Here is an 18105-nt window from a genome sequence, read left to right on the forward strand (position 1 = left end):
CTCAGGCTCCGGAGCTTCGCGACCTGGCTGCGCCCATAGCAATCCGACCGTGCCGCCGAACCTTGATAGAACGCAAGGCGGCGCCCCCCTCCGAGCCTAGCGTGCTGGGATCAGGAAGGAGACGCCCATGCGCATGCTTCTTATCGCCGCCGCGGCCGGCTTTCTCGCCGCAGGCCCCGGCTTCGCCCGGCAAGACCCTGCCGCCTCGACGACGACCAGCGCCGAAGACGCACCCAGCCACGAGACCTGCAAGGCGGTGATGGGGCGAAAGATGGACGGCAAGGCCCGCCACGACCACGCCCGGGACAAGACAGGCTCCGCCCAGCGCTCGAAGACCCGGCCGCTGACCGAGGCGGAAATGGCCCGCATGCACGAGCAGTGCGCCGAAAAGATGCGGGCCGCCGAGGCTCCGACGAAATAGCCTGGCCTCAGCCCAGGCCGATGCGGCCGGGGGCGGGCAGGACGTCGATCAGCTCGATGCGGAAGATCAGCACGCTGTTGGGCGGGATCTCGCCGCCGCCGGCGCCTTCGGCTCCGTAACCCATCTCGGGCGGGACATAGAGGATCCATTCGTCGCCGGGCCGCATCAGCTGCAGGGCTTCCTTCCAGGCGGGGATCAGGGCCGGCAGGGGCATGGCCGCCGGCTGGCCGCGCTCGTAGGAGGAGTCGAAGACCTTCCCGGAGACGAGCTTGCCCTCGTAATGAACCTTCACCTCGTCGTTGGGTCCGGGTTTCAAGCCTTCCGCCGGGCCGGAGCGGACGACCTGGTACTGCACGCCGGACGGCAGGGCCTGCACGCCCTCGGCCCTGGCGTTTTTCTCCAGAAAGGCGCGGGCCTCGGCCGCGGAGGCCGCGAGGTCTGGCGCCGGTTCGCGCGGGCCGCAGGCGGCGAGCGACAGGGCGAGGATCAGAACGGGAAGGATACGCATGGGCGAGGCTCCCTTCAGACCGCGCGCGGCGGGTAGCCGCGGTCGCGCAGGGCGTCCATCACTTCCTGGGTGTGCTGGGCGTCGCGGGTCTCGATCATGATGTCGAATTCGGCGCCCTTGGCGGGCACGTCCAGGGCCAGGCGGTTGTGCGCCACCTCGATGATGTTGGCGCCCATCTGGCCGATCACGGCCGAGACGGTGGCCAGCAGGCCCGGGCGGTCGTCCCCGATGATCCGCAAGGAGACCAGGCGCTGGTCGCGCACCAGCTCGCGGGTCAGCACCGAGGCCAGCAGCCGGGTGTCGATATTGCCCCCGGTGAGGATCAGCCCGGCCTTCTTGCCCTTGAACCGCTCCGGATAGGCGAGCAGGGCCGCGAGCGACGCCGCCCCAGCCCCCTCGGCCACCGTCTTCTCCACATTGCAGTAGAGGGCGACGGCGCGCTCGAAGTGCGGCTCCTCGATCAGCAGCACCTCGTCCACCAGCGGCCGGGCGATGGCGTAGCTCGTTTCGCCGACGGCCTTCACGGCGATTCCTTCGGCGATGGTGGCGCCGCCATTGGCGCCCGCGCCGTTCACGCCGCGCATCTTGGCGGTGAAGGAGGGATACATGGCCGGCTCGACGCCCACGACGCGGATGTCCGGCTTGATCGACTTGGCCGCGGTGGCGCAGCCGGCGATCAGGCCGCCGCCGCCGATCGGGATCGGCAGGATTTCGAGATCGGGCACGTCCTCCAGCATCTCCAGCGCCACCGTGCCCTGGCCGGCCATCACCGTCTCGTCGTCGAACGGGTGGACGAAGGCCAGGTCGCGTTCCTCGCACAGCTTGAGGGCGACGGCGGAGGCCTCGTCATAGCCGTCGCCTTCGATCACCACCTCGGCCCCATGGGCGCGGGTCTGCTGCACCTTCACGAACGGGGTGCCGCGCGGCATGACGATGGTGACGGGGATGCCGAGGCGGGCGGCGTGATAGGAAAGTCCCTGACTGTGGTTGCCGGCCGAGGCGGCGATCACGCCCCGCTTCTTTTCGTTGTCGGAGAGTTGCAGCAGGGTGTTGAGCGCCCCACGCTCCTTGTAGGCGGCGGTGAACTGCAGGTTCTCGAACTTCACCCACACCTCGGCGCCGGTGATCTCCGAAAGCGTCCGGGAGCGGCGGCAGGGCGTACGCTCGATATGCCCCTTCAGCCGGTCGGCGGCGGCGCGGATGTCGTCGAGGGAAAAGGTCATGGCCTGGCCAAGGTGGGAGGAGCGCCACGTCTAGCCGTGCAAGCGCCCGGCCGCAACGCCGGGCTGGGCGCCGCTCAGGCCGGCGACCTGAGGCCGCGCCAGAGATCCAGCCGACGCATGGCCTTTCCTGGCAGCTCGGAGACCGGCCCCAAAGGCAGGGCTTCCGCCGTCCGACGCACCGAATAGGCGACGCCCCGCGCCAGGGCCGCCGGCGAGGGCAGGCCCACGAAGCCGTGCGCCACGGTTAGCTTGCGGTTCGAAAGCTCCCGCTTGAAGCGGTAGTCGCCATAGCCGAGATCGAGCCAGCGATAGGGCCCGCCGTCCATCCACCGCAGGATCTGCTGGAACAGCATGATGCCCGGCGAATAGCGCTCGAACTTCGGGTTGTGGGTGATCATCCAGCCGTGGACGGTGCGCGGGCCGCAGAGATTGAACTGGGCCGCCGCCAGTTCGCCGCCGATCGTCAGCGTGAAGAGGCCGCCGCCGAAGGCCGGCGTACGGCGCTCGAACAGGTCCTTCAGCAACCGCCCGGTCCAGGGCGTGGCGAAGATGTCGGTCTGGCCGGTGGCGCGGTACTGGGCGCTCTTCCAGGCGATCATCTGGTCGAAGGCCGCCGCGGAACCGGAAAAGGCTTCGAACACCACCTCGCCGGCTTCCCGTTCAGCCTTGCGGCGCTTGCGCTCGGCGTCCTTCAGTATTCCCGTCCCGGCCGCGCGCCGATCGGCTTCATAGGCGGCGTATCCCTCGGAGACGTCGACCACATAGCTTTCGCTCGCGCCGCGCAGATAAGGGGCGAAGGCCGGCTGGTCCTGGAGCATGCAGGAGAAGTCGAGCCGCTGCACGCCCAGCGCCCGAACCAGGCGGCGAGCGTCGATCTCGACGCCAGGCTCGGCCACCAGGGCCTGATAGTCGCACATGGGGGCGCCGGCCGGCATGGCGGTAAGCGCGCCTGCGCGCGCCGTCAGGAAGCCGAGATCACGGCCGCCGTCGCTCAGGACCGCCACGCGGATTCCGGCGCGCTCGCCCTGCGCCCGCTCCACGGCCAGGGCCCAGTCAGGACCGAGGAAGGGCGAGTCGAGCGCCAGATCGGCGCCCTGCAGCTCCGCCCAGCGGGCCGCGCGCGCGGGCGCGAGGTCCTGCGGTCGAAGGACGTCGATCTCCAACGGGGCGTTCCTTGCGCGAAAGGTCGAGCCGCAACCATAGCGGCCGTTCCTTTCCTGCGGGTTGCCGTCAGGCCGCTTCGGCGGGCGGATCGAACTCGGCGACCAGATGGCCCGGCGCCACCTCCCTCAGCACCGGCGCCAGGATCGGGGCGTTCGGATCGGCGGGCAGGCGGGAGGGCGCGAAGCGCAGGGCGCTGCGCGGATCGAGCGGGCTGGGCGGCTCGCCTTCCAGCTTCAGGCGCTTGCGCGTCCGCTCGCGCGCCGGGTCCGGGATCGGCGCGGCCGAGAGCAGGGCCTTCGTATAGGGGTGCTGGGGGGCGCCGTAGAGCCGATCGCGGTCGGCTTGCTCCACCACCCGGCCGAGATAAAGCACCATCACCCGATGGCTGATCTCCCGCACCACGGCGAGGTCGTGGCTGATGAAGATCATCGCCAGGCCCATCTCCTTCTGCAGGTCGATCAGCAGGTCGATGATCTGGGCGCGGATGGAGACGTCGAGGGCCGAGACCGCCTCGTCGCAGATGACCAGCTTCGGCTTCAGGATCATGGCCCGGGCGATGCCGACCCGCTGGTTCTGGCCGCCCGACAGCTCGTGCGGATAGCGGTTGATGAGGGCGGGCGAGAGCCCGGCGCGCTGCATCATGCCGCGCACCTCCACTTCGCGTTCCAGGCCCTTCATCTCGGGCCGGAACACCCGCAGGGGTTCGGCGATGGAATCGCCGATGGTCATGCGCGGATCGAGGCTCGCCAGCGGGTCCTGGAAGACGATCTGGAGGTCGCGGCGGGCGGCGCGCAGCGACTCGCGTTCGGCGTGGGTGATGTCGCGGCCCATCAGGGTCACCGCCCCTTCGGTCGGCGGGATGAGGTTAAGCACGGCGCGGGAGAGAGTGGACTTGCCGCAGCCGCTCTCGCCCACCACGCCCAGGGTCTCGCCCTGCCGCACCTTCAGCGACACGCCGTCGACGGCGCGCAGCAGGCGCGGCTTGCCGAGAGCCCCCTGGCGCACCGGGAAGTGCACCTTGATGTCCGAAGCCTCCACGACCACCGGCGCGTCGGCCGGCACTTGCGCCGTGGTCGGCCGCCCGCCGCGGTCGTCGCGATCCAGGCGAGGGATCGCCTCCAGCAGGGCCCGGGTATAGGGGTCCCTGGGCGCGGCGAAGATCGTCTCCGCCGGGCCTTCCTCCACATAGGCGCCGTCCTTCATCACGCAGACGCGGTCGGCGAGGCGCGCGATGACGCCCATGTCGTGGGTGATCAGCACCATGGCCGTTCCGGTCTCCCGGCCAAGCTCGGCCATCAGGTCGAGGATCTCGGCCTGCACGGTCACGTCGAGCGCCGTGGTCGGCTCGTCGGCGATCAGCAGCTCGGGATGGCAGGCCATGGCCTGGGCGATCATCACCCGCTGGCGCATGCCCCCGGACAGCTCGTGCGGATACTGGTCGAGGCGGCGCGCGGCCTCGGGAATGCGCACGCGCGAGAGCCAGTCGCGGGCGACGGCGCGGGCCTCCTTGTGCGACTTGCCCAGATGCAGGCGCAGGGGTTCGGCGATCTGGTCGCCGATCTTCACGTGGGGGGTGAGCGCCGTCAGCGGATCCTGGAAGATCATGGTCATCTTGCAGCCGCGGATGCGGTTCAGGGCGGCGGTCTTCAGGGTGAGCAGGTCGGTCCCGTGGAACCGCGCCGCGCCGGAGGCCGAGCCATTCTTGGCCAGCAGGCCCATGACCGCCATGAAGGTCTGGCTCTTGCCCGAGCCGCTCTCGCCGACCACGCCCAGCACCTCGCCGCGTCCGACGGTGAGCGAGACGCCCTTCACGGCGTTGACGATCCCGTCGTGGGTGCGGAAATCGACCTTCAGGTTCTCGATCTCGAGAACGGGGGCGGCGGAAGGCTGGGCCACGGAAGACCTCTGGACTGACGATTGGGAAACGACCATAGCCGGCTCCTTCGGCATAACGAAGGCGCTGAGCCTATATTGACCGACGTGAGCGAGCATCCGACCCGTCCCGCCCTGTTCCTCGACCGCGACGGCGTGCTGAACGAGGATCCCGGCTATGTGCACCGCTGGGAGGATTTCCGCTGGATCCCGGGCGCGCGGGAGGCGGTGGCCGCCTTCAACCGCGCCGGCTGGTGGGTGTTCGTGGTGACCAACCAGTCGGGGGTGGGCCGCGGCTATTACGCCGAAGAGGCGGTGCACATCCTGCACGCGCGGATGTCCGAGGACCTAGCAGGGATCGGCGCCCGGATCGACGCCTTCTACTATTGCCCGCACCATCCGGAAGCCACGAGCGAAGCCTATCGCCACCCCGACCCGCCGGACCGCAAACCCAATCCCGGCATGCTGTTGAGAGCCATGCACGAATGGCCGGTGGACGCCGCCCGCTCGCTGATGGTCGGCGACAAGGAGGCCGACATGGAGGCCGCGCGCCGGGCCGGCGTGCGGGGTCTGCGCTTCCGGGGCGGCGACCTCTTCGAGTTCCTGGCGTCGGAACTGCCGCGGGATTAGCGGCCCTCCATCTGCTCCAGCATCCGTTCGAGGGTGGGTAACTCGTCGGCCTCGCCGGGCGGCTTGTCCCAGCGGATGCGGTTGATGCGGGGAAAGCGCATGGCCACGCCGGACTTGTGCCGGGTGGAGCGCTGCAGCCCTTCGAAAGCCACTTCGAAGACAAGGCCGGCGTGAGGTTCGGCCCGCACCGACCGCACGGGACCAAACCGCTCAACCGTGTGATCGCGGACGAACTTGTCGATCTCCTTCAGCTCCTCGTCGGTGAAGCCGAAATAGGCCTTGCCGACAGGCGTCAGGTGGCGCGCGCCGGCCGCGTCCGTCGTCCAGACCCCGAAGGTGTAGTCGGAATAGAAGCTGGAGCGCTTGCCGTGGCCGCGCTGGGCGTACATCAGCACCGCGTCGATCAGGAAGGGGTCGCGCTTCCACTTGAACCATGGTCCCTTGGGCCGGCCCGCCTCGTAGATCGAATCCCAGCGCTTGAGCATCAGGCCCTCGGCGACCTCCGGGTCGCCGGGCGGCGGCGCGGCGCGCAGCTCGCCCAGCTCTTTCCAGCTCCCGAAGGGTTGCAGGGGCGACAGGTCGATGCGGGACGTGGCGAGGCTTGCGACCAGGGTCTCCAGGCGGCGGCGGCGCTCGGCGAACGGCAGGACTCGCAAGTCCTCGTCGCCCAGGGCGAGCACGTCGTAGGCGCGGACACCCGCCGGATAGGCCTGTATCAGCCTGGCGTCGACGCTCTTGCGGTTCAGCCGCTGCTGGAGGTCGGCGAAGCTCGCCACCCGCCCGTCGCGCAAGACCAGGAGTTCGCCATCCAGCGCGCCTTCGAACTCTAGCGCCTCCAAAAGGTCGGGGAAGGTGCGGGAAATGTCGTCTCCGGTACGGGTGTACAGCCTGCGAATTCCCCCCTCGCAGACCGCCTGGACGCGGATGCCGTCCCATTTCCATTCGGCGGCGTAGTCGGCCGGATCGAGCCGCGCGAAATCCACCGCCTCGTCCAGCGCCTGGGCCAGCATGACCGGCCGGAACCGCCCCGGGGCCGCGGCCGAAGGCCGGTCGGAGCGACCCTCCAGCCAGGCGAACAGATCTTCATAGGGCGGATGCAGGGCGTGCCACACCTCCTCCACCGTCGCGATCTCGACCCCGCCCATCTCGGCGACCGCCTGCTTGGCGAGCCTGGCCGAGACACCGACCCGCAAACCGCCCGTCATCAGCTTCAGCAGCGCCCAGCGGCCGGTGGGTTCCAGCGCGTCCAGCCACCCCTCGATCAGCCGCTGCACCTCCGAACGCGAGGCGGTGCGCAGGGCCTCCACCACCTCGGAAAGCTCCGGCTCGCGGTTTGCGCCCGGCCGCGCGGGCCAGACCAGGGCGACGGTCTCGGCCAGGTCGCCCACATAGTCGTAGGACCAGCGGAAGAGGAGCGGGTCCATGCGCGCCTCCACCGCCTTGCGGATGAAGGCGGGCTTGGCCGCATCGAAGGCGAGGTCGCCCGTCAGGGCCGCCAGCGCCCAGCCGCGGTCGGGGTCGGGCACGCCGGTCAGGTGGTCGCGCAGCAGGGTGAGCTTGGCGTTGCGCGAGGCGGTCAGAGACAGGCGGTCCAGGAGCTCGGCGAAGGCGCGCATGAGGCGAGTTTAGGACCGGCCCAGCCCCACCGTCAGCCTTCGCCGATCATGCCGCCCGGACGCTCGTCGCGAACAGGCGGCGGCCCTTCGCCCTCCTCGATCATGCCGGTTTCCTCCGGCTCGGCCGGGGGCGTCTGGGATGCGTCGGTCGCCCCGCCTTCGCGGCGGGGGTCGGGCGGCGGCTTCGGCTCGGCCATGGCGCTCTCCTCCGCCTTGGCCAACGCCGCGGCGGACGGGGTGTTCCCGGGGCTGGGGATTTCGAGGTCGGCGGTGGAGATCTCGCAAGCACGGCGCTGGCAGAAGATGGCGCGCGCCCGGGCGCCGTGCTTCGCCGCCAGGCGGGAGAAGAGCGCGCTCGAGGCCTCGACGAAGGCGGCGTCGCGACCGGCCTGCAGACGACCCTCCGGCCGGCGGAAGTGGGCCAGCGCCCGATGCAGCTCCGCCTCGCTCAGGATTCGCGCCAGAAGCTCGGCCGTCTCGTCCACCGCGGCCGCACGAAATTCGGCGACGGCTTCCTCCAGGGCCCGCCCCGCCGCCAGCCGGACGGCTTCGGGCTCCGCCGAGCCGTCCTGATTGGCGAGCCACGCGGCCCAGCCTTCGGCCATAGTCGTGAGCTGATCGGCCTGTCCCATCGCCTCCGCCACCTGGCGCGCGAGATGCAGCGTTGGGCTTTCCGGCGGGCGCGGCGGCGGCTCGGGCTTCGGCTGGCGGATGTCGAAGAACACCACCGGGACCGCCACGGTGTCTCCCGCGGCCCCGAGGTCGAGCATCCGCGGCGCCAGCCGATAGTATTGCGCAAGGCCGAGCGCCGCCGCTCCGAACCCCAGGTCGGATGGCGCGGCGGCCATGATCTCGCACGCTTCAAGCAGCCCAAGCTCCGTGGCTCGGCATTTCAGGAGCGCCCAACCGTCGATCTCGAACGTCCTGGCGATGGCCGGATAGGCGCGCTGGAACTGGAATGGGTTCGGAACCTGCGACCACTCCGGCGAAGCGACGGTCGGGATCTCCGCGGCTTCCATCTCGCGCTTCAGCGCGAGGTTTAGCTCCGCCCGACATTCCCGGACCAAACAGAAGCGTTCGCGCGCGCGAAGAGCTGTAATGCGCCGCCACTTCGCGCTAGCCGGTCCGATGATGGCCAGTTCCCCCGCCTTGGTTCGCAGCGTGCGTCCTGCGGTCGAGCCGAGAAATTGCCGCCAGCGGTCCAGGTCCTCTTCGCTGAGGCTGGCCGCGAGCAAGGCTGCGGCGGAGGTTTCCAGCTCTTCCAAGGCGCTGCGGTCTGCCTCGCGCATGGCGGCCAGGACGTCTTCCAGCACGTCGGAATCCATCACGGCCCGGCCCCAGCGTTCGAGGGGATCGAGGGCCGCCTTGCGGCGCCTTGCGAAGTCGTCGCTGAAGCCCGACAGCCGAACCACCTCCAGCGCGACCGGCGGCGGCGAAGCCGCGGCGCCCTCGTTCACCTCCCCGGGCGTCCGGTCAGCAGGCGCGGGGAGGCGGAAGCGGATGGGAATGCGAACCGTTCCCTCGTCGGTCGGACGCCCATCGACGGTTTTCGGACGCATCGTGAAATGCCGCGCGAGGAGGAGCGCCGCACGATCGAAACCCACCCCCGCGGGGGCGCCCTTCGCCTGGCAATCCCGCAGCTTGCCCACGGAATCCACCGTGCAGACCAGGAGCGCCTGACCCTCGATTTCCAGCGCCTGCGCCCACGGCGGATAGGCGCGCGCCAGGTCTTCGGCGTCGGGTCGCACCTCCCAATCGGGATTGGTGACGGTCGGCGAGGCAGCCAAGGCGGTTCCGGCCCACGCCAGCGCGAACAACCCCGCCAAGACGATACGCACGCCCATGAACTCCCCCCGCGCCTCGCCTGCAGTCTAGCCGCCGCCAGGTCCGCCTCAACCCTTCGCGCCGGGGAGCGAAACCCGCTATGACCCGCCGGTGACCCGCGCCGCCTTTCGCCATCTGACGCTGACCGACTTCCGGTCCTATGCGCGCGCGGAGCTGGCGCTGGACGGGCGCCCGGTGTTCCTGGCCGGGCCGAACGGCGCGGGCAAGACCAACCTGCTGGAGGCGGTCAGCCTGTTCACGCCCGGCCGGGGCCTGCGCGGGGCGGCGCTGTCGGAGGTCGGGCGTCGCCTGCCGGGTGAGGCCCAGGGTCGCGCCTGGGCCGTGGCCGCGGTGGTCGAGCAGGACGGCGAGCCGGTCCGCATCGGCACGGGCGCCGAGACGCCGGGCGCGGCCCGCCGGACGGTGCGGATCGAGGGCGAGACGGTCCCGCCGGGCCGCCTGGCCGACCACCAGCGCCAGGTCTGGCTGACGCCGGCTCAGGATCGCCTGTTCCTGGAGGGGTCGGCCGATCGGCGCCGGTTCCTCGACCGCCTGGTCTTCGCCGCCGAGCCGCCGCATGCGGCCCACGTCTCGGCCTATGAGAAGGCCCAGCGCGAGCGCATGCGTCTCTTGTCCGACGGCCCGGCCGATCCGGCCTGGCTCTCGGCCCTGGAGGCGCGGATGGCCGAAGCCGGCGCCCTGATGGCCGCCGCGCGCGCCCGCACCCTTTCGGCTCTACAGGCGGAGATCGACGGCCGCGGCGACCGGCCGTTTCCCCAGGCCCGGCTCTCGCTCACCGGCGAGTGGGAAGGGCTGGCGGCCGCCGGCGCTGAACTGGACGAGATCGTCGGCCGCCTCGCCGGCGCCCTGGCTGCGGCGCGGGATCGGGACGCCGCCGCCGGCCGCGCCCTGACCGGTCCGCACCGGGGCGACCTGGCCGTCATCCACGCCGAAAAGGACCGCCCTGCGGCCGAATGTTCCACCGGCGAGCAGAAGGCGCTGATCCTGAACTTGACTCTGGCCCAGGCGGCGCGTCTTTCGCGTGCAGAATCAGCGCCGAACCCTATATTATTGCTGGACGAAGTCGCAGCGCACCTGGACCGCGGGAGGCGGGCCGCGCTGTTCGACGAAATCGAGGCGCTCGGGCTCCAGGCTTTTCTGACCGGCACGGACGAGCATCTCTTCGAGGACCTTCAAGGCCGGGCCCAGGGCGTCCGCGTGGACGGCTCTGGCCTGGCGATTCTGGATAGCTGATGACCGACGAAACCCAAGGCGAGATCAACGGCGGCGGCGAGTACGGCGCGGAGTCCATCAAGGTGCTCAAGGGCCTGGACGCGGTGCGCAAGCGGCCGGGCATGTACATCGGCGACACCGACGACGGTTCGGGCCTGCACCACATGGTCTACGAGGTGGTCGACAACGCCATCGACGAGACCCTGGCGGGCTACGCCACCCGCGTGGAGGTGATCCTGAACGCCGACGGTTCCTGCACCGTCACCGATGACGGGCGGGGCATCCCCACCGACATCCACGAGGGGGAAGGCGTCTCGGCGGCCGAGGTCATCATGACCCAGCTGCACGCGGGCGGGAAATTCGACCAGAACAGCTACAAGGTCTCCGGCGGCCTGCACGGGGTCGGGGTGTCGGTGGTCAACGCCCTCTCGGACTGGCTGAAGCTGGTCATCTATCGCGGCGGCCTGAAGCACGAGATGGAGTTCCGCCGCGGCGACGCGGTCGCCCCGCTGGCGGTCACCGGCGTGGCGCCCAAGCGCGAGAACGGCGAGTTCCTTTCGGGCACCGAAGTCACCTTCCTGCCCTCGACCGAAACCTTCTCCTTCATCGAGTTCGACCGGAAGACCCTGGAACACCGTCTGCGCGAGCTCGCCTTCCTGAATTCCGGCGTCACCATCTGGCTGAAGGACCATCGCGAGGCCGAGCCATTCGAGGAGGTGATGAGCTACGAGGGCGGCATCGAGGCCTTCGTGCGCCACCTGGACAAGGCCAAGACCCCGCTCCTGAAAGCGCCGATCGTGATCCGCGGGCGGCGCGAGAACGTCGAGCTGGACCTGTCGCTCTGGTGGAACGACGGCTACCACGAGAACGTCCTCTGCTTCACCAACAACATCCCGCAGCGGGACGGGGGTACGCACCTGGCGGCCTTCCGTTCGGCGCTGACCCGGATCATCTCGAACTATGCGGAGACCTCCGGCGCGGCCAAGCGCGAGAAGGTCTCGGTCTCCGGCGAGGACGCGCGCGAGGGCCTGACCTGCGTGCTGTCGGTCAAGGTTCCGGACCCGAAGTTCTCGTCCCAGACCAAGGACAAGCTGGTCTCGTCGGAGGTGCGGCCCGCGGTCGAGGGGCTGGTCAGTGAAGGCCTGGGAAGCTGGTTCGAAGAGCATCCCAACGAAGGCAAGCTGATCGTCCAGAAGATCGCAGAGGCGGCCGCCGCCCGCGAGGCCGCCCGCAAGGCCCGCGAACTGACCCGCCGCAAGTCGGCGCTCGACATCACCTCCCTGCCCGGCAAGCTCGCCGACTGCTCGGAGAAGGATCCGGCCAAGTCCGAGATCTTCCTGGTGGAAGGCGACTCGGCCGGCGGCTCAGCCAAGCAGGCGCGCAACCGCGAGAACCAGGCGATCCTGCCCCTGCGCGGCAAGATCCTGAACGTGGAGCGCGCGCGGTTCGACAAGATGCTGTCGTCGGACCAGGTCGGCACCCTGATCACCGCGCTGGGCGCCGGGATCGGCCGCGACGACTTCGACATCGAGAAGCTGCGCTACCACAAGATCGTCATCATGACCGACGCCGACGTCGACGGCGCCCACATCCGCACCCTGCTGCTCACCTTCTTCTATCGGCAGATGCCGGAGGTGATCGATCGCGGCTATCTCTATATCGCCCAGCCGCCGCTCTATAAGGCGGCCAAGGGCAAGTCGATCCGCTACCTGAAGGACGACGCCGAACTCGAGACCTTCCTGATGGACGAAGGCGTCGACGGGGCGGTTCTGGAACTCGCCTCCGGCGAGCGGCTGACCGGCGCGGACCTGCTGGCGCTGGTGCAGCAGAGCCGCGCGGCGCGGGCGAACGTCGAGCGCCTGGCGGCCCGCGCCCCGGCCTTCGCCATCGAACAGGCGGCCCTGGCCGGCCTACTCAGCGAGGGCGGCGGCGACCCGGCCCGGGCGGCCGCTAGGCTCGACCTCTATGCCGAGGAGGGCGACGGCGCCTGGTCGGGCGAAGCGGCGGCCGGCGGCGGCTTCGCCTTCAGCCGGATCAAGCGGGGTGTCTCCGAGCGCATCGTGCTGGACGACCTGTTGCTGCACGCCGCCGACGCCCGGCGCCTGGCGGAACGGGCGGCCGCCATGGCCGAGACCTTCCACAAGCCAGCCACCTTCACCCGCCGGGACCGCACCACGACCGTGCGCGGGCCGCTGGACCTGGTCGCCGCGGTGATGGAGGCCGGCCGGCGGGGGCTCTCGATCCAGCGCTACAAGGGACTGGGCGAGATGAACCCGGACCAGCTCTGGGAGACGACCCTGGATTCCGACGCCCGCACTCTGCTGCAGGTGAAGGTGACCCACGCCGACGACGCCGACGACATGTTCACCCGGTTGATGGGTGATCTTGTCGAACCCAGGCGCGAGTTCATCCAGGAAAACGCGCTGGACGCCGAGGTCGACGTCTGACACTTCCAGAGTCTCGCCGCCACGCTTGGCCCTAAACCGGCCACCAAATGGCCTTGTTGGACTCTCAAGTCTTTCAACGCAGCCTGCAGCCGCTCCTCGTCGGGGGAGGAGCGGAGGCGTTTCGACGGCTGCGGACTGAGACGCGGGAGACTTATCTTTGATCCAACTTCACAACTTTAAGGCGCTCGCCTTGAGCGCCGTTGCGATGGGCGCGCTCGGCCTCGGGGGCTGCGCCACCAAGAACTACGTCAACCAGGAGGTTGGCCGGGTGCAGACCCAGGTCACCGCCCACGAGACCCAGCTGGCGGAACTCGACCGCACCAGCCGCGAGGCCCTGGAGCGCGCCGTCGCCGCGGGCAAGCTGGCCGAAGGCAAGTTCGTCTATTCTATGGTGCTGTCCGACGATTCGGTGAAGTTCCCCCTCGACAAGGCGGCCTTGTCGCCGGAGGCCGAGGCGCGGCTGGCCGAATTCGCCGAACGCCTGAAGTCGGAGAACCGGAACGTCTATCTGGAGATCCAGGGCCACACCGACGCCACCGGACCGACCACCTACAACGAACAGCTCGGCGCCAAGCGCGCGGAGGCGGTGCGCCGGTATCTCAACCGCCAGGGCGTGGCGCTGAACCGGATGGCGACCATCTCCTACGGCGAAGACGCGCCGGTGGCGCCCAACGACAGCCGCGACGGCCGGGCCCAGAACCGCCGCGTCGTCGTGGTGGTGCTGAGCTAGAGCGTCGTTACCGCGCCGGGCGGCGGGGCGTCGTCGCGCCGCCCGGTTCGCGTGCGATCTTTGCTTAAGGACCGGGCGCCGGCGCCCGTCGTTCGAGCAGATTTCGGCCCGACGCCGATCACCATTCGACCTTCGGCGCCGGCGCGCCTAACCTCCTGATTCGTTTTGGCGAAGCGGAGGGCGGCCCTTGTCCGAAACCGACTCCGGCACGCTGGTCCCCGAGCGGATTCTGGAGCTTTCGGAGCGTCTGTCGGCGGTGGCCGGCGACAAGATCGGCGAAATCTCGGCCATCAACCGCCAGGCCAAGATGCTGGCCATCAACGCCCTAATCACCGCCGCCCGCGCGGGCGAAGCCGGGCGCGGCTTCGCCATCGTCGCCGAGGAGTTCAAGCGGATTGCCGCCGAGATCGACGACGTGGCCCTGGCGATGGAAAGCCAGGTGCGCGCAGACCTTGCGGAACTGTCGGCGGTAGGCGGCGCGATCCTCGCCCATTTACGCGGTCAGCGGCTGGCCGACCTCGCCCTCAACGCCATCGAGATCGTCGACCGCAACCTCTACGAACGCACCTGCGACGTGCGCTGGTGGGCCACGGATTCGGCGGTGGTCGACTGCCTCGCCGAACCCTCCGACGCCGCCAGCCGCCACGCCAGCCAGCGGCTGGGCGTGATCCTCGGCGCCTACACCGTCTATCTCGATCTCTGGATCTGCGACCGGGAGGGGCGAGTGGTCGCCAGCGGGCGGCCCGACCGCTACCCGCAGGCCAAGACCCTTTCGGTAGCCCAGACGCGCTGGTTCGCGGAGGCCCTGCGCACCGTCTCCGGCGATGAGTTCGTTGCCTGCGACATCCAGCGCGAACCGGCGCTCGGCGATTCGCCGGTGGCCACCTACGCCGCGGCGATCCGTCAGGGGGGCCGTTCCGACGGCGCTCCGCTCGGCGTCCTCGGAATCCACTTCGACTGGCGGCCCCAGGCTCATGCGGTGGTCGACGGGGTGCGCCTGACCGAAGAGGAGCGCGCCCGCTCCCGGGTGCTGCTGCTGGACGCCCAGGGCCGGGTGCTCGCCGCCTCCGACCGCCAGGGCGAGCTCGAGGAGCGTTTCAACCTGCCCTCCGAAGCCCGGGGCCTGGGCAGCTACGCGGCCGACGGCGTGACGGTGGGCTATGCGCTCACCCCCGGCTACGAAACCTACCGCGGCCTCGGCTGGTACGGCTGCATCCTGCAACGCGAGCCCGATGGCGCCGCGCGGCGAGATCGCGCAGCCTAAGCTTCCAGCGCCTTCGCTATTCAATAGTCGCCGCCGCGGTCCGAAGTATTTCGGGAAACTTTTTGCAATTTCGGCGGTGATGCGGCGAGGTGTCGCCTGAGCGTTCAGCTCTCTTCATGGTTTATTATCGCCGGTAGCGCGATCATTCCGCGCGACGCCGGATCATCCCTGAACGAAACCTTTACGCCCGCAGAAGGTGGGAAGGCGCGGCTGCGATTCGGCCAGTAGACTGGAGTAACCCGTGCCGATCGACCCGAACAACCTCGCCGCCACGGCGACGCTGACCTTCTCCGACGATTTCGACACCTTCAACGTCTGGACCGGCCCGTCCTCCGGCGGGGTGTGGTCGACCAACTGGTGGTACCGGGACGAATGGGGCCTGTTCAAGACCAGCAACGGCTCGAACCTGGCGGGTCCCAACGAGCTGCAGTGGTACATCAACTACAACTACGAACCGACCAGACACATCACTCCCTGGACGGTCTCCGACGGGGTGCTGAACCTGACGGTGACCCGGACCGATCCGGCCAATGTGCCGACGATTCCCGACCTGCCCTACACCTCGGGCATGATCAACAGCTGGCACAGCTTCTCCCAGCAGTACGGCTACTTCGAGATCAGCGCCAAGATGCCGGCGGGCAAGGGCCTGTGGCCGGCCTTCTGGCTGCTGCCGCAGGATGGATCCTGGCCCCCGGAGATCGACGTCTTCGAAGTGCTGGGGCGCGACACCACCAGCCTGCACGTGACGATCCATTCCAATGAGACGGGAACCCGCGTCGCCCAGGGCGTGGCGCTGAAGACCCCGGACCTGTCGCTGGACTTCCACCGCTACGGCGTCGACTGGCAGAAGGACTACGTCACCTTCTACTTCGACGGCATGAAGATCGCGCAGTACGCCACGCCGGCCGACATGCACAAGCCGATGTACATGGTCGCCAACGTCTCGGTGGGCGGCTGGGCGGGCACGCCCGACGCCTCGACCGTGTTCCCGGCTTCGCTGCAGATCGACTATATCCGGGCCTATTCCGCCTTGCCGGGCTCGGAAGGCGCGGCGCCCTCGCCGCCGACCGTGGGCCTGACCCTCACCGGCACGGCCGGTCACGACATGATGCGGGGCGGCGACGGGAACGACGTGATCCGCGCCGGCGCCGGTAACGACACCATCGAAGGCCTTGGCGGGAACGACGAGATCGAGGCCGCCGACGGCCATGACTGGATCCACGGCAATGCGGGCGCGGACACGATCTACTCCGGCGCCGGGAACGACACCGCCCAGGGCGGCAAGGACGGCGACCTGATCTATGGCGGCGCCGGCGACGACATCGTCTACGGCAACCTGGGCGAGGACACGCTCTGGGGGGGCGCCGGCAATGACACCATCCGCGGCGGCCAGGACAATGACAGCGTCCACGGGGGCGACGGGAACGATTGGCTGGCCGGAGACCGCGGCGACGACACCATATTCGGCGGCGCCGGCGCCGACACCTTCCACAGCTTCGAAGGCGCCGGGCTGGATCGCATCCTCGACTTCAAGCTCTCGGAAGGCGACCGGATCGAGCTGCCGGCCGGCACGGCCTGGACGCTTTCCCAGGCCGGCGCCGACGCGGTGATCCATCTGGCCGACGCCCAGATCGTCCTGGTCGGGGTCTCCGCCGCCAGCCTCACCGGCGACTGGCTGACCTATGCTTAGGCTGCTTCCGTGAAGCGGCGGGCATAGGCGGCCTCCAGCCCCTCCCAGACGGTCCAGAAGGACGGCGGGGTGCGGCCCGCCAGCCGGTCCTCCAGGATCGCCAGGTGGGCGTGCCAGCCGCTCCCGACATTGGCCATCTCGCCGGGGTCGGCGAGCTTGCGGTGGGTCAGGGTCATCAGGGTCTCGTCCGGCCCCAGCGCCTCCAGTTCGAAGCTCACCTCGGAGGGACCCTCGCCCTTGCTCCCCCAGGTGATGACCAGCAGTCTCGGCGGCTCCCAGGCCAGCACCGTTCCCGCCATGCGGTGACCCTTTTCGGCCATTTCCCGAAACCGCTCCGGGGGTTCGGCCTTCTGCGGCGAGAGGTCGGCGTGGAAGAAGGCGAGCTCCATGCGGCCGCCGCCCCGAGGCTCCATCTCGCCGCCAGCCAGCCAGGTCGCCCGCAAGTCCGGGTCGGTCAGATAGGTCCAGACCCGTTCGACGGCGCCGGGCAGGCGGCGGCGGAACCGAACCTCGCGCGCGCCGATCGCCGCGCCGAAGCGTTCAGGATTTTCGTCACGCATGGGGGACTCCTTCTTAAACCATTCGGTTTAATTAGATGCGCGCCCCGCGACGGTCAACCCCTCGGTTGAGCGTTCTTCCTATCGCTTCCCCGGCCAGGTGAGGAAGCCGGCGGCGTCGCGGCCGGCGGCCGGGCGCACGCAGCAATCCGCCGGCCCGGGACCGTAGCTATGGCCGGACTCGTAGCGGCGCTCGGAATAGCTCTCGTAACGCTCCTGCTCGCGGCGCATGGCATAGGCCCGCTCCTCCTCGTAGCGGCGGCGTTCGGCCTCGTAGCGCATCCGTTCCTCGTAGCGGCGGCGCTCTTCGAACCGGCGTTCGGCTTGCGCCCGACGCTCGGCCTCGAACCGGCGTTCAGCCTCGGCGCGGCGTTCCATCTCGTCGCGGCGGGCCATCTCCCGCTCGTGCTCGCGGCGGGCCCACTCGCGGCGCTCCGCCTCCTCGCGCATGCGCGCCTCGTAGCCGCGGCGATAGGACTCCTCGTACCGCTCCTCGCGGCGCTCCTCGTAGCGGCGCTCATAGGGCTGGGGCTTGGAGGGCAGCTCGATATAGGCGTAGCGCTCGCCCTCGGCGGCGTAGGCGTTGCGCTCCACCCAGGCGTATTCGCGCCGCTTGGCCTTCGGCTTGGCCGCATGACGCTGGGCGGGCTTGCGCTTGAGCTTGGCCGGGGGCCGGTATTCGGCCTTGGCCGGGGCGGCCTTCACGGGAGCCGGCGCAGCCGCGGGGGGACAGACCGGGGCCGGATCGGCCGGCGGGCAGGCGGCGGCCTGGGCGCCAGGCGCTTGCGGCGTCGCAGTCGGCGGCGCGGATTCCGTCTTGGCGGCCTCCTCACGGGGCGCGCCGACCTTCGGGCGCGGGGCCTGGTCGCAGGCGGCCAGCGCCAGGAAGACGGAAAGGGCGAGGACGGTGCTCAGGCGCATGGCGG

Annotated in this window: 15 protein-coding genes; 7 read left to right on the forward strand and 8 right to left on the reverse strand. The window is 69.9% G+C overall.

The window, feature by feature from the left end; translation table 11 throughout:
- The first annotated feature begins 127 nt into the window (after window positions 1–127).
- Window positions 128–421: a hypothetical protein gene (locus ACK41C_RS04850; protein ID WP_409651036.1), complete on the forward strand. Its 294-nt coding sequence runs from the start codon at window positions 128–130 to the stop codon at window positions 419–421.
- 7 nt (window positions 422–428) lie between these two features.
- Here ACK41C_RS04850 and ACK41C_RS04855 read toward each other — a convergent pair whose 3' ends face one another.
- The 4 genes from ACK41C_RS04855 to ACK41C_RS04870 form a co-directional block, all read right to left on the reverse strand.
- Entirely contained in the window at window positions 429–929 is a 501-nt protein-coding gene (locus ACK41C_RS04855; protein ID WP_409651038.1) for an FKBP-type peptidyl-prolyl cis-trans isomerase, read from the reverse strand.
- A 14-nt stretch (window positions 930–943) separates the two neighbouring features.
- A complete protein-coding gene (locus ACK41C_RS04860) occupies window positions 944–2152 on the reverse strand; it encodes a threonine ammonia-lyase (RefSeq protein WP_409651040.1) in 1209 nt (402 codons plus the stop codon).
- A 74-nt stretch (window positions 2153–2226) separates the two neighbouring features.
- Window positions 2227–3315, reverse strand: a complete 1089-nt coding sequence (locus ACK41C_RS04865) for a GNAT family N-acetyltransferase (protein ID WP_409651042.1) — start codon at window positions 3313–3315, stop codon at window positions 2227–2229.
- Between the two features lie 67 nt (window positions 3316–3382).
- A complete protein-coding gene (locus ACK41C_RS04870) occupies window positions 3383–5212 on the reverse strand; it encodes a dipeptide ABC transporter ATP-binding protein (RefSeq protein WP_409651044.1) in 1830 nt (609 codons plus the stop codon).
- Between the two features lie 84 nt (window positions 5213–5296).
- Here ACK41C_RS04870 and ACK41C_RS04875 point away from each other — a divergent pair, with 84 nt between their 5' ends.
- The gene (locus ACK41C_RS04875; RefSeq protein ID WP_409653912.1) at window positions 5297–5818 is read left to right on the forward strand and encodes a D-glycero-alpha-D-manno-heptose-1,7-bisphosphate 7-phosphatase; all 522 of its coding nucleotides are present in this window, start codon (window positions 5297–5299) and stop codon (window positions 5816–5818) included.
- Here the strand turns inward: ACK41C_RS04875 and ACK41C_RS04880 are convergent.
- The gene (locus ACK41C_RS04880) at window positions 5815–7434 is read right to left on the reverse strand and encodes a cisplatin damage response ATP-dependent DNA ligase (protein ID WP_409651046.1); all 1620 of its coding nucleotides are present in this window, start codon (window positions 7432–7434) and stop codon (window positions 5815–5817) included. The two genes, ACK41C_RS04875 and ACK41C_RS04880, sit on opposite strands and share 4 nt — an antisense overlap.
- A gap of 32 nt (window positions 7435–7466) precedes the next feature.
- A complete protein-coding gene (locus ACK41C_RS04885) occupies window positions 7467–9272 on the reverse strand; it encodes a TonB family protein (protein WP_409651048.1) in 1806 nt (601 codons plus the stop codon).
- Window positions 9273–9369: 97 nt separating this feature from the next.
- On the opposite strand from ACK41C_RS04885, the gene recF reads away from it, so the two are divergent.
- The 5 genes from recF to ACK41C_RS04910 all read left to right on the forward strand — a co-directional run bounded on the left by recF (window position 9370) and on the right by ACK41C_RS04910 (window position 16622).
- Complete coding sequence (gene recF, locus ACK41C_RS04890) at window positions 9370–10512, forward strand: DNA replication/repair protein RecF (RefSeq protein WP_409651050.1); 1143 nt, start codon at window positions 9370–9372, stop codon at window positions 10510–10512.
- Window positions 10512–12938, forward strand: coding sequence for a DNA topoisomerase (ATP-hydrolyzing) subunit B (gene gyrB, locus ACK41C_RS04895; protein WP_409651052.1), 2427 nt, complete (start codon window positions 10512–10514; stop codon window positions 12936–12938). Before recF ends, gyrB begins: the two co-directional genes overlap by 1 nt.
- Window positions 12939–13143: 205 nt before the next feature.
- Window positions 13144–13668, forward strand: a complete 525-nt coding sequence (locus ACK41C_RS04900; protein ID WP_409653915.1) for an OmpA family protein — start codon at window positions 13144–13146, stop codon at window positions 13666–13668.
- Window positions 13669–13855: 187 nt separating this feature from the next.
- The gene (locus tag ACK41C_RS04905; RefSeq protein WP_409651054.1) at window positions 13856–14932 is read left to right on the forward strand and encodes a methyl-accepting chemotaxis protein; all 1077 of its coding nucleotides are present in this window, start codon (window positions 13856–13858) and stop codon (window positions 14930–14932) included.
- A gap of 241 nt (window positions 14933–15173) precedes the next feature.
- Window positions 15174–16622, forward strand: a complete 1449-nt coding sequence (locus tag ACK41C_RS04910) for a family 16 glycosylhydrolase (RefSeq protein ID WP_409651056.1) — start codon at window positions 15174–15176, stop codon at window positions 16620–16622.
- Here the strand turns inward: ACK41C_RS04910 and ACK41C_RS04915 are convergent.
- Window positions 16619–17182, reverse strand: coding sequence for an SRPBCC family protein (locus tag ACK41C_RS04915; RefSeq protein WP_409651058.1), 564 nt, complete (start codon window positions 17180–17182; stop codon window positions 16619–16621). The two genes, ACK41C_RS04910 and ACK41C_RS04915, sit on opposite strands and share 4 nt — an antisense overlap.
- A 78-nt stretch (window positions 17183–17260) precedes the next feature.
- Window positions 17261–18100, reverse strand: a complete 840-nt coding sequence (locus ACK41C_RS04920; RefSeq protein WP_409651060.1) for a hypothetical protein — start codon at window positions 18098–18100, stop codon at window positions 17261–17263.
- Window positions 18101–18105: the final 5 nt, after the last annotated feature.

Source organism: Phenylobacterium sp. (assembly GCF_046290725.1).
Taxonomy (GTDB): Bacteria; Pseudomonadota; Alphaproteobacteria; order Caulobacterales; family Caulobacteraceae; genus Phenylobacterium.